Origin of the sequence: Duganella sp. HH101 (assembly GCF_001758795.1) — a bacterium.
Lineage (GTDB): Bacteria > Pseudomonadota > Gammaproteobacteria > Burkholderiales > Burkholderiaceae_D > Rugamonas > Rugamonas rivuli.
In genome coordinates this window covers 112,910-124,976 of sequence record NZ_LRON01000005.1, presented here as the reverse complement: position 1 = coordinate 124,976, position 12,067 = coordinate 112,910, and the positions used below count along the sequence as shown (strand labels likewise).

Sequence of the window (12,067 nt, the reverse complement as noted above, 5' to 3'; positions counted from 1 at the left end):
CCGCTCCGTATTCGCCGGGGCGTCTCAAACTACACGGGTTCCAAGGAAATTCGACGTTCTATAAGACGTTCTAGGAAGAATTTTGTACTAAAACTAGATTCCATGTCAATTAAACTTCCGCTCGCCTACGCTTTCCAGGCCGCTCCGCGCCAGCTTCCCCCTGTGAGCATGCGGTTCTCGTTGTATTTCGGCTACAGAGCGATGCCCACGCGCTTGTAGTAGAACTACAGATTTGACGATAGAACCACTTGTTTATGAAACCAAACGTCACGCAGCCGCGTGCGCATGGGGCTTCGAGCAGGCAATTTTTGGCCGAAAAAACAATATGGGCTGAAAAATTACAAAATCTCTGTATTTCGACTAAATTCAGGCGGTTTGATGCTGCGGGGTTTTGAGAGTATTCTCTAGCAAAACAAGGCGAAACGGCCGGTCGACCGCAAAAACAAGGGCTTGTAGTACGACTACTTACCATAACGAGGAGATTGCATGAAGAACACCATCCTGGCGGCGCTGCTGGCAAGCCTGCTGCCCGTATGGGCGCACGCCGCCCCGGACTACCGCATCGACCACATGGAGCCGCCGCTGTGGTGGACCGGCATGCACAACAGCAAGCTGCAACTGATGGTGCACGGACCACAGATCGCCGACCTTGAACCCACGCTGGCCTACCCCGGCGTGCGCATCGCCTCGGTGGCTCAGGTGGCCAACCGGAACTACCTGTTCATCGACCTGGAGATAGCGCCCGACGCCGCACCGGGCAAGCTGGACCTGGCCTTCGGGCGCGGCAGCCGCGCCCTGCACTACGGCTACCAGCTGCTGGCGCGCAGCCCGGGCTCGGCCCAGCGCGTCGGCTTCGGCAGCGGCGACGCGATCTATGAGGTGATGCCAGACCGTTACGCCAACGCCAATCCGGCCAACGACAACGCTCCCGGCATGGCCGAGCGCTCCAACCGTGCCGACGGCTCCGGCCGCCACGGCGGCGACCTGCAGGGCATCGCCGACCATCTGGACTACATCGCCGGCATGGGCTTCACCACCGTGTGGCCGACGCCGCTGCTGGAATCGAATATGCCGGCCTACTCCTACCACGGCTACGCCAGCACCAATCACTACCGCATCGATCCGCGCTACGGCAGCAACGAGGAGTACCGCAGCTTCGTCGCGCAGGCGCGCGCCAAAGGCCTGCGCGTGATCCAGGACGTGGTGCTCAACCATATCGGCAGCAAGCACTGGTGGATGCAGGACATGCCGACGCCGGACTGGCTGACCTACCAGGGCAAGTTCGTGCCGACCGAGCATCACCGGGTGGCGGTGCAGGATCCGTACGCGTCGGCCGAGGACCGGCGCAACTTCACCGCCGGCTGGTTTGTCGAAGACATGCCGGACCTGAACCAGGCCAATCCCTATGTGGCCACCTACCTCATTCAAAATAACATCTGGTGGATCGAGTACGCGGGCTTGTCCGGCCTGCGGGTGGACACCTACGGCTATTCGGACACCAGCTTCCTCAGCCGCTGGTCCGGCAGCGTGATGGCCGAGTATCCGAAGCTGAACCTGGTCGGCGAGGAATGGAGCCCGTTGATACCGGTGGTCGCGTTCTGGCAGGAGGGCAAGCAGAACTTCAACGGCTACGTCTCGCACATGCCGAGCATGATGGACTTCCCGCTGACCTACACCATGCGCCGCGCGCTGGCCGCGCAGGAAGGCGGCGAGCAAAGCCTGACGAATTTGTACGAGACGCTGTCGCAGGACTATCTGTATCCGAACGCCGGCAACCTGGTTCTATTCGAGGGCAACCACGATGTGTCGCGCATCTACAGCGAGCTCAATGGGGATGATGGCTTGTTCCGCATGGCGATGGCCTTCGTGGCGACGGCGCCGCGCATCCCGCAGTTCTACGCCGGCACCGAAGTGCAGATGACCAGCACCACCAAGGGCCGCGACGATGCATCCTATCGCCACGACTTCCCCGGCGGCTGGTCCGGCGACGCCGTCAACGCCTTCACCGGCGCGGGCCTGAGCGCGCAGCAGGCGGCCGCGCAGGCGTATGTGAAGAAGCTGCTCAACTGGCGCAAGGGCGCGTCCGTAATCCATCACGGGAAGATGATGCACTACGGTCCTGAGCAAAACACCTACGTCTATTTCCGCTACGATGGCGCTCGCAAGGTCATGGTGGCCTTCAACAAGAACAGTACCGACACCGTGCTGAAAACCGCGCGCTTCCACGAGATGCTGGCCGGCGTGCGCGCCGGTGTCGACGTCGCCACCGGCAAGCGCGTGTCGCTCGATGGAGAAGTCACCCTGCCGGCACGCTCGGCGCTGATACTGGAGATCGAACAATGAGATTGCCCCGTCGCCGCCTCGGCGCCTTGCCGTTGGCGCTGCTCACGCTGCCCGCGCTGGCCGCCACTACGCTCAGCACCAGCTATCCGACCTGGGATGGCAAGCAGGAGACCGTGCGCTACGCCACGCCGGACGCGAATGCGGCGCAACGCAGCTACACGCAATCGTCCACCATGCGCGTGCGCGAAGGCGGCAAGCAGGAGATCAGCTACGCGGAAGCGCCGGGGCAGCCCAGCGTCCGCAGCGGCAACCTGGGTTTCGACGCGCTGTTCACGCTGGCCGGCCTGGAGATGAAGCAGGACTCGGTCGGCGAAATCCGCGACGGCAGCTACAACGGCGGCAAGCCCATCTCCTGCAACTGCTTCGAGACGGGCGAGTTGTGGAACTATGTGTGGACGCGCGACCTGTCCTACGCCGCCTCGCTGGGACTGGGCATGCTGGACCCGCGCCGCGTGCGCAATTCGCTGGAGTTCAAGCTGTCCGGCTACCGCGACGGTGTGCGGCCGGGCGCGCACGCCGCCGGCAGCGCCGACGGTTTGCAGATCATCCAGGACACCGGCAGCGGCGGCAGCTGGCCGGTCAGCACGGACCGCGTGAGCTGGGCCTTCGGCGCGGACGAAGCCTTGAAGGCGCTGGCGCCCGACGAACGCACGGCCTTCGCGGCGACGGCGCTGCGTGCCCTGTCCAACACGCTGGAAAACGACAGGCTGGCCGCCTACGATGCGGCCGACGGCTTGTACAACGGCGAACAATCCTTCCTCGACTGGCGCGAGCAAAGCTATGCGCGCTGGATACCGGACGACCTGGCCAGCATGGCGTCATCGAAGGCCTTGTCCACCAACGCGGGCCACTACAAGGCGCTGACGCTGGCCGCGCAGCTGGCGCGGGAACAAGGCAATGCGGCGCTGGCCGACCGCTACGCGGCGTGGGCGGCGGACCTGAAGCGCGCCATCAACCAGCGCCTGTGGCAGGCCGACGCCGGCATGTATAGCAGCATGACGGCCGGGCATTTCGACGGCGCGCCGATGTACAAGTACGACTGGCTGGGGCAGTCGCTGGCGATCGTCACCGGCATCGCCGACCGCAAGCAGGCCGAGAGCATCCTGGCGCACTACCCGCATGGCCCGCTGGGGGCGCCGGTGATTTATCCGCAGCAGCCGGGCGTGGCGATCTATCACAATCGCGCGCTGTGGCCGTTCGTGACGGCCTATGGCTTGAAGGCCGCCGCCATGACGGGCAATGTGGCGGTCGCCGATGCGGCCTACGATACGCTGATGCGTGGCGCGGCGCTCAACCTGTCCAATATGGAAAACCTGGAATGGCTGTCCGGCCAGCCGATGCTGAAGGACCAGCAGCCGCAGGGCGACTTGAGCGGGCCGGTGATGGACTCGCGCCGCCAACTGTGGTCGGTCGGCGCGTATCTCGGCATGGTGGTCGGCGGCGTGTTCGGCGTGCAGACCACCGATGATGGCATCGCTCTGCGCCCCTTCGTGACGGCCAGGCTGCGGCGCGTGGCGTTCGCGGGCAGCGATGCAGTCACGCTCAGCAACCTTGGCCTGCGCGGCAAGCGCTTGCAGGTGCGCCTGTCGCTGCCGCCCGCCGCATCCGGTGATGGCTACTACGAAGTCGCAGCGGTGACGTTGAACGGCAAGCCCGCCGCCGCCACGCTGGCCTGGTCGGCGCTGGCCGACGACAATGTGATCGAGATCCGCCTCGGCAAGCTGGTGGCCGGGCAGCAGGCCAAGCGCAGCGTCAGCGGGCAGCCGCTGGCGCTTGATCCGGCGGTGTACGCGCCGGCCGCGGCGCGCATCGCCAGGCTGGAGCGCGGCACTTATGGTTTGCCGACACTGCATCTCGACGGCGCCGGCAAGGGCGTGGTCTACAACATCTATCGCAACGGTGAGCTGGCGGCGCAGCGCATCACTGCGAAGACTTGGGCCGATCGTCGCGCGCCGAAGCTGGGCAAGGGCGGCAACGACAATCTGTGCTACGCCGTCGAGGCGATGTACACCGGCTCCGGCAACCGCAGCCATCACAGCGCGCCGCAATGCCTGGACAACGGCGTGGAGATTGCTGTCGCCGACGCGCGCGTGCAATCGAGCGTGGCGGCTGCCGATGGCCGCATCGCGGGCTGGGGTGCGCCGGCCGATACGCTGGCGGTGCGGGACATCAGGGTCGAGCGCGACGGCAGCTATGCCTTGCAGCTCAAGTACCGCAACACCGCGCACCAGATCAACCTGGGCATCAGCGGTGGCGTGAAATGGATGGTGCTCAAGGACGGCCAGGGCGGCATCGCCGCGCAGGGCGTGGTGCAGTTGCCGCATTCGCCCGCGAGCGCTGGGCCAGCGTGGTCGACGCCGTTGAAGGCGGAGCTCAAGGCAGGCAGCTACCGCATGGAGCTCGGCGATTTCTACAACATGAGCTACCTGCAAAGTAACGCCAGCTATGGCGACGCGGGCGGCGTCAAGGGACCGTCGAACCGCTTCGATCTGCACGGCGTTCGCCTCATGCCGTTGGCGCGCGGTTCGGCGGCCGGTGGTGGCGCGGCGGCGACGGGCAGCGCGGCGGCCATCCCCGCCCTACCGCCGGCCGGCACGGTGCGCATCGTCGAGCAGATCGCTTCGCCGCAGCTGGGCAACAGCCGCAGCCTGCGCATCTATCTGCCGCCAGGCTATGACGCCCAGCCGCAGCAGCGCTACCCGGTGCTCTACATGCACGACGGCCAGAACCTGTTCGACGCCCGCACCGCCGCCTACGGCGCGGCCTGGGAAATCGGCACGACCATGGACCGCCTGATCGCCAACCGCAGCATCGCGCCGGCCATCGTGGTCGGCATCGACAACACCGGCGACCGCATGGCCGAGTACACGCCCTGCTGCGACCCGCAGTACGGCGGCGGCAAGCTCGACGCCTACATGGCCTTCATCGTCGACACCGTCAAGCCGTGGGCCGACACCCACCTGCGCACGCTGCCGGACCGCGAGCACACCGCCATCATGGGTTCCTCGCTGGGCGGCATCGCCTCGGTCTACATCGCCCAGCGCCACCCGGAAGTGTTTTTCCGCGCCGCAGGGGTGTCGAGTTCGCTCTGGTGGAATCGCGGCGAGTTCATCGCCAAGGTGCCGGCGCGCCAGCCGGTCAAGTTCTACCTCGACGCCGGCACCGACCAGGACGGCATCGAGCAGACGCTGCAAATGCGCGACGCCATGCTGGCCCAGGGCTACCGCTTGAATGAAGACCTGTACTTCTACTCAGCCGAGGCCGCCATCCACAACGAACGCTCGTGGGCGGCGCGGGTGCAGCGGCCGCTGGCGTGGTTCTTCCCGGCTAGCCGTCAGCCCTGACCGGCGTCGGCGCCGGCTGCGGCCGGCGGCCCAGCAGCAGCGCCTCCAGCTCGTCCGGCGAGACCGCCGCGCTCAGGCAGAAACCGAACGCTTCGTCGCAGCCCATCGCCGCCAGCTGGGTCAGCTGGTCGCCGGTCTCGACGCCGCCGGCGATCACCTGCATGTTCAGCGTATGCGCCATGGCAATGATGGCGCGCACCATCGCCCCCTCGTCGGCCGTCCGGCTGTCGCCGTGGCGGTCGGTCGGCTGTTGGGCGGCCCGGCGCAGGTCGTCGATGAAGGACTTGTTGATCTTCACCAGATCCACCGGGAAGCGCCGCAGGTAGTTCAGCGATGCGTAACCGGTGCCGAAATCGCTGATCGAGATGCGCATGCCCAGCTGCTTGAACTGGCGCAGCACGGCCTCGCAGCTATGGTTCTTGTCGATCAACATGCCCTCGCTGATTTCCAGCTCGATGTAGCGCCCCGGCAGGCCGGCCTCGTGCAGGATGGCGGCAAAGGTGCGGGCGATATCCTTCTGGTAGAACTGGCGCGGCGACAGGTGCAGCGACACCGTCAGCGGATGGCCCAGCTCCATCCAGCGCCGCGCCTGCCTGGCGGCGGTCGCCATCGCCCACTCGCCCACCGGCAGGATCAGCGCGCTCTCCTCCAGGATAGGCAGAAAATCCGGCGGCATCACCAGCCCCAGCTCCGGATGGTGCCAGCGCAGCAGCGCCCGGACGCCGGTGATCTTCTGCTCGTTCAGGTTCAGCTTGGGCTGGTAGCTCAGCACGAACTCGTCGTGCTCCAGCGCATGGCGCAGCGCGGTCTCCAGCACCACCCGCGAATACGCCTTGGCCTGCATGCTGGGCGCGAAGCGCAGCCCGGCGCCGCGGCCGCGCTGCTTGGCCGCGTACATCGCCAGGTCGGCCTTCTCCAGCAGCGCTTCGAGGTCGGCGTCGTCGTCCGGATAGACGGCGATGCCGATGCTGGCGGCCACCGCCAGCGTGTCGCCATGGACCAGGAAAGGCTCGGCGATGGCGGCGCTGATCTTGTCGGCCACCTGCTGCGCGTCCTGGGCGGCGCGCAACTCGGTCAGCAGCACGATGAACTCGTCGCCGCCCTGGCGGGCCACGGTGTCGACCTCGCGCACGCAGCGCCGCAGGCGTTGGGCGAACTGCACCAGCACCTGGTCGCCGGCGTCGTGGCCGAGGTTGTCGTTGATGGCCTTGAAGTGGTCGATGTCGACAAACAGCACCGCCAGCAGGCTGCCGTGGCGGCGCGCGTAGGCGATGCCGTGCTCCAGTTGCAGCTGGCATTGCAGGCGGTTGGGCAGGCCGGTCAGGCTGTCGTGGTGGGCGATGTAGTCCAGCCGTATTTCCGCTTCGCGGTGGGATTCCAGCGTGGACTGCAACTGCGCGCAGCGGGCACGCAAGGCGCGCACCCGCACCTCGCCGTACCACAGCGCCAGCAGACTGAGTGCGATGCCGGCCAGCACCGGCAATAGGCTGTTCATGCTGTCCCTCTCCATCCGGTGCACCGGGGAAGAGGGAATCATAGTTGATGGCGAGTCAGATCCAAGCCCGTTCACGCCGCCGCTTGAGCGGCGTCAAAACCGCGCGGCGGCCGGCTGCGCCGGCGGAGCCGGCCGCGTCAGGCCGGGCCCGCCATCTGCAGCAGGCGCCGCTGGACCGGCGCCGCCGCATGCGCGGGCTGGCGCTGCTCCTGCAATTTGAACACGCTGACCGCTTCCGCCAGGCTGGCGGCCTGCTGTTCCATCGCGTCGGCCGCGGCGGCGGCCTCCTCGACCAGCGCGGCATTCTGCTGGGTGACGCCGTCCATCTGGCTGATGGCGATGCTGATCTGCTCGATGCCGTCGCGCTGTTCGACGCTGGCGGTCGAGATTTCGCCGATGATGGCGGTGACGCGCTGCACGCTGGCCACCACCTCGCCCATGGTCTCGCCGGCCTGGCCGACCAGCTTGCTGCCCGCCTCCACCCGGCCGACCGAATCGCCGATCAGTTCCTTGATTTCCTTGGCCGCCGCCGCCGAGCGCTGCGCCAGGTTGCGCACCTCGCTGGCGACCACGGCGAAGCCGCGTCCCTGCTCGCCGGCCCGGGCCGCTTCCACCGCCGCGTTCAGCGCCAGGATGTTGGTCTGGAAGGCGATGCCGTCGATCACGCCGATGATGTCGACAATCTTGCGCGACGATTCATTGATCGAGCCCATCGTGCGCACCATCTGCTCGACCGCGTCGCCGCCCTTGGCCGCCACGGCGGAGGCGGTGTCGGCCAGCTTGCAGGCCTCGGCCGCGTTGGCGTTGTTCTGCTGCACGGTGGTGGTCAGCTCGACCATCGCGGCGGCCGTCTCTTCCAGCGAACTGGCCTGCTCCTCGGTGCGGCTGGACAGGTCGAGGTTGCCGGCGGCGATATCCTTGGCCGCGCCGTAGATGGCGTCGGTCCCCATGCGGACCTTGCCGACGATATTGCTCAGGTTGCCCTGCATGCGCTTGAGCGCCCCCAGCAGCGCGCCGATCTCGTCGGTGCTGCTGATGCGCACCTCGCTGCTCAGGTCGCCGGCGGCCACCGTCTCGGCCATCTCGACCGCCTCGTTCAGCGGCACGGTGATGCTCTTGATCAGCCACAGCACGGTGGCGACGCCGACCACCAGCGTCACCAGCAGCGTGGCGCCCATGACCATCATTGCGCGTCCATGCGCCGCCTTGCTCTCCTCTTCCATCTCAAGCATCAGGCGATGCGATTCCTTGTCGATGAAGGTGACGATGTCGTCGATTTTCTTGGTCGGTTCGCGGTCCATGCCCTTGACCAGCGCATCGACCACGTGGGCGCTGTCCTGGTTGGCGCTATCGTATTTCTGCAGCGCCGCCATGTAGCGCGTCACCAGCTCGCCCTGGGTGGCGACGGCTTCGTCGACCAGCGGCGTCTTGAGGTCCAGCCTGGCCAGCAGCGCCTTCAACTTTTGCAGCTCGGCGCGCGTGGTCTCGCCGCCTTTGACGAAAGCCTTGCTGTACTTGTCGAAATTGGCGGGGTCGTTGCCGCGCAGCAGAGTGTTCTTCCACTCCTGCACCTGGATCTTGAATTCGACCTGGGCGCCGCGCGCCACATCGACGGCCTGCATCATGGCCTGCATGCGCTGCATGGCGTCGGCGCTGCGCGCATTGCTGCCGTCGAGCGCGCGCCAGCCGCCGGTGGCGACAATGGCCAGGGCCACAAAGAAGAACGCGCCCAGCAAGCCCAGCCGCACCCCTATCTTGAGATTGGCGAGTTTCATAGGTTTCCCTTTCGGTAAAAATTCAATGCGTACAAGATGACCGCAGCGGTGTCTCCCACCGCCATGACTAGGCTTATATTGTTGAATTGGTTCCGTTTTTTAGGGAACAGGCAACTTCTAATTCTTTGTGTCCATCATGCGCTCAGGCATGGAAAAATCCAAGCGCAGGCCGGCAAAATTCTATCGAATTCCCACCGTTGCAACAGGTCGATGGGATCAGTTCGGGAAATCGATGCGGTAAATATTGGTAGGACGATCATGCGGCGGCAGATTGCGCAGTTCGACAAACGCCAGTCCGAGTTTTTCCAGCAGGCGGATCGAGTTGATGTTGCCCGGGTCGGTCAGCCCCAGCAGGCAGCGCATGCGCAGCGTATCGCGCGCATACGCCACCACGGCGGCGGCGGCCTCGTAGGTGTAGCCCATGCCGAACCAGGCCGGCCGGATCGCGTAGCCGATGTCGACATGGTCCAGTCCGTCCCGCTTGATCAGCCCGCACAAGCCCAGCGCCACGCCGTCGCTCTTGCGCTCCATCACGTACAGCGAATGCCCCAGCCGCTCCTGCATCGCGCACGGCCCTTCGAGGATGGCGTCGCGCGCGCCCTCGATGCTGCGGATGCCTTTGTCGCCGATGAACTCCAGCCAGGTGGGGTCGTTGACCAGGTCGTAATAAAAGCCGGCATCGTCGGCGGTAATGGTGCGCAGCGTCAGGCGTTCGGTGTCGAGTATTTTCATGCGTCGGGCCAATGCGAAGGATCGTCCAGCAACTGGTACATGACGTAGACGTCGACGTAGCCGAGGTGGGCGTGATAGTAGGCGCGCGGCAGCGTGCCGACGATGGAGAAGCCGAGCTTCTTCCACAACAGCACGGCCGGCACGTTGGAGCTGACCACGTAGTTGAACTGCATCGCCAGATAGCCTTGCGAGCGGGCGCGGTCCAGGCAGTCGCCGCCGAGCAACTTGCCCACGCCTATGCCCTGCGCGGCCGGGCTGACCATGAAGGAGGCGTTGGCCACGTGGGCGCCGCGGTCGCGCTGGTTGGCGATCAGCCGGTACATGCCGACCAGCCGCTCGCTGTTGAGGATGGCCACATACGATTGCACGCCGGGGCCGAACCAGTAGGCATGACAATCTTCGCGGCTGGTGTCGGCGGCGAAGTAATAGGTGTCGCCGCTGGCGATCAACTCTTGGAAGATTTCCCACATGGCGCCGAAGTCGGCTTCCGTGGCGGGGCGGATGGCGATTTCTTTCAAGGCAGCTCCAGGCGGATTAAACAATGTTCAATTGTCATGGATTTCCGATGGCAAGTCCAGCTTGCGCTGGCGCCGCGTGGGCTCAGCGGCCCAGCCGGAAATCCACCGACGGCGGCCGCCCCGGCAAACTCAGCCGGGCTTGCGCGGGCGGCGACTCGGCGATCACCCGGCCGCGCCGCATCACCAGGCGCCGCGCCGCGCGCAAGCGGATCGCCTCCACCGGATCGGCCGCGTCCAGCAGCACCAGGTCGGCATGGCAGCCGACCGCCACGCCGTAGTCCCGCAGGCCGAGGATGCGGGCCGGCGCCGCCGTCACCGCCTGGTAGCAGGCGCGCATGGCGTCCTGCCCGGTCATCTGCGCCACGTGCAGGCCCATGTGCGCCACTTCCAGCATGTCGCCCGAGCCCAGGCTGTACCACGGGTCCATCACGCAATCGTGGCCGAAGGCGACCTCGACGCCGGCCGCCATCAGCTCCGGCACCCGCGTCATGCCGCGCCGCTTCGGATAGCTGTCATGGCGGCCCTGCAGGGTGATGTTGATCAGCGGGTTGGCGATCGCCGCCACGCCGGCCTCGCGTATCAGCGGCAGCAGCTTGCTGACGTAGTAGTTGTCCATCGAATGCATGGAGGTCAGGTGCGAGCCGGCCACCCTTCCGTGCAGGCCGAGGCGGTGGCTGTGGCTGGCCAGCGTTTCGATATGGCGCGACAGCGGATCGTCCGACTCGTCGCAATGCATGTCCACCATCAAGCCTTGTTCGGCGGCGAATTCGCACAGGATGCGTACCGATTCGGCGCCGTCGGCCATGGTGCGCTCGAAGTGCGGAATGCCGCCGACCACGTCCACGCCCATGGCGATGGCGCGCTTGAGGTTGGCCAGCGCGGTCGGGCTGCGCAGCAGGCCGTCCTGCGGAAACGCCACCAGTTGCAGATCCAGGTAGGGCGCGACCAGGCGCTTGACTTCCAGCAGCGCCTCGACCGCCAGCAGACGGTCGTCGCAGATATCGACGTGGGAACGGATCGCCTGCAGGCCGCGCGCGGCGGCCCAGTCGCAATACTGCAAGGCGCGCTCGACCAGCGCCTGCTGGGTCAGGTCGGGCTTCAGTTCGCCCCACAGCGCGATGCCTTCCAGCAGCGTGCCGGAGGCGTTGACGCGCGGCAGGCCGTAGCTCAGCGTGGCGTCCATGTGGAAATGGGCGTCGACAAACGGCGCGCTCAGCAGGTCGCCGCCGGCGTCGATTTCCTGCGCGCCCCTGAGCGGCAGCGCCGCGCCGATGGCGGCGATGCGGCCTTGGTCGATGGCGACATCGACGCCCCGTCGTCCGTCGGCCAGGTTGGCGTTCCGTATTACCGTCTCGATCACCGCATCCATCCGCGCTCCCGGCTTATTTCTTCCAGTATGAAAACTCAGACTCGTAGCAGACCGTTTCGATCTCCGCGATCTTGTCCTGCATCGCCGCCTGGGCGTCGAGGATGGCCTGATTGTAGACAGACGGGCCGATTTCGCGCAAACAAAAATCGAGCAGCAGCTTCGCCTTGAGCTCGCCGACCTCCTCGTCCATGTTCGCCGCGCAGTAACGCTGGATCGATCCCAGCAGGCGTTGCTCGACTTCCTTGTTCAGTTTGATGGCCATGTATTCCCTTTTTCAATTGATTGCGCATCTTGTTGCGGCGCACTAATTCAGACTTTTTCACCGCCGTGTATTGCGTCGCATCAAGAACGACGCAGATAATGTCCATGCGGCATTTTTCCTTGTTGCGAGCTTTGCGACATGGCAGAAAAAATAACTTTCCAAGCCCAACTTTCGCCGCTAGAATGGGCTTATTGCAATGCATCATATTGCGCGCAGCGTGCACAGCTTT

8 protein-coding genes are annotated in these 12,067 nt (G+C 65.7%); 2 read left to right on the top strand and 6 right to left on the bottom strand.

The features are described from left to right. The first annotated feature begins 486 nt into the window (after positions 1 to 486). Both DUGA2_RS10150 and DUGA2_RS10145 read left to right on the top strand, forming a co-directional pair. On the top strand, positions 487 to 2,343 hold the full coding sequence (locus DUGA2_RS10150) for a glycoside hydrolase family 13 protein (RefSeq protein ID WP_070269188.1): 1,857 nt from the start codon (positions 487 to 489) through the stop codon (positions 2,341 to 2,343). Further along, the gene (locus DUGA2_RS10145; RefSeq protein WP_070269187.1) at positions 2,340 to 5,687 is read left to right on the top strand and encodes an alpha/beta hydrolase-fold protein; all 3,348 of its coding nucleotides are present in this window, start codon (positions 2,340 to 2,342) and stop codon (positions 5,685 to 5,687) included. The genes DUGA2_RS10150 and DUGA2_RS10145 overlap by 4 nt, the downstream gene beginning before the upstream one ends. Here the strand turns inward: DUGA2_RS10145 and DUGA2_RS10140 are convergent. From DUGA2_RS10140 to DUGA2_RS10115, 6 genes are all read right to left on the bottom strand, one after another. Further along, positions 5,671 to 7,182, bottom strand: coding sequence for a bifunctional diguanylate cyclase/phosphodiesterase (locus DUGA2_RS10140; protein ID WP_070269186.1), 1,512 nt, complete (start codon positions 7,180 to 7,182; stop codon positions 5,671 to 5,673). The two genes, DUGA2_RS10145 and DUGA2_RS10140, sit on opposite strands and share 17 nt — an antisense overlap. 137 nt (positions 7,183 to 7,319) lie before the next feature. Next, positions 7,320 to 8,957: a methyl-accepting chemotaxis protein gene (locus tag DUGA2_RS10135; RefSeq protein WP_070269185.1), complete on the bottom strand. Its 1,638-nt coding sequence runs from the start codon at positions 8,955 to 8,957 to the stop codon at positions 7,320 to 7,322. A 216-nt stretch (positions 8,958 to 9,173) separates the two neighbouring features. Further along, complete coding sequence (locus DUGA2_RS10130; RefSeq protein WP_070269184.1) at positions 9,174 to 9,689, bottom strand: GNAT family N-acetyltransferase; 516 nt, start codon at positions 9,687 to 9,689, stop codon at positions 9,174 to 9,176. Further along, positions 9,686 to 10,207 (bottom strand): GNAT family N-acetyltransferase, encoded by a 522-nt coding sequence (locus tag DUGA2_RS10125; protein ID WP_070269183.1) that lies wholly within the window; start codon positions 10,205 to 10,207, stop codon positions 9,686 to 9,688. The genes DUGA2_RS10130 and DUGA2_RS10125 overlap by 4 nt, the downstream gene beginning before the upstream one ends. 82 nt (positions 10,208 to 10,289) lie before the next feature. Further along, positions 10,290 to 11,564 (bottom strand): amidohydrolase family protein, encoded by a 1,275-nt coding sequence (locus tag DUGA2_RS10120; RefSeq protein ID WP_070269368.1) that lies wholly within the window; start codon positions 11,562 to 11,564, stop codon positions 10,290 to 10,292. A 25-nt stretch (positions 11,565 to 11,589) separates the two neighbouring features. Then, a complete protein-coding gene (locus tag DUGA2_RS10115; RefSeq protein ID WP_008451660.1) occupies positions 11,590 to 11,838 on the bottom strand; it encodes a DUF2164 domain-containing protein in 249 nt (82 codons plus the stop codon). Positions 11,839 to 12,067 lie beyond the last annotated feature (229 nt).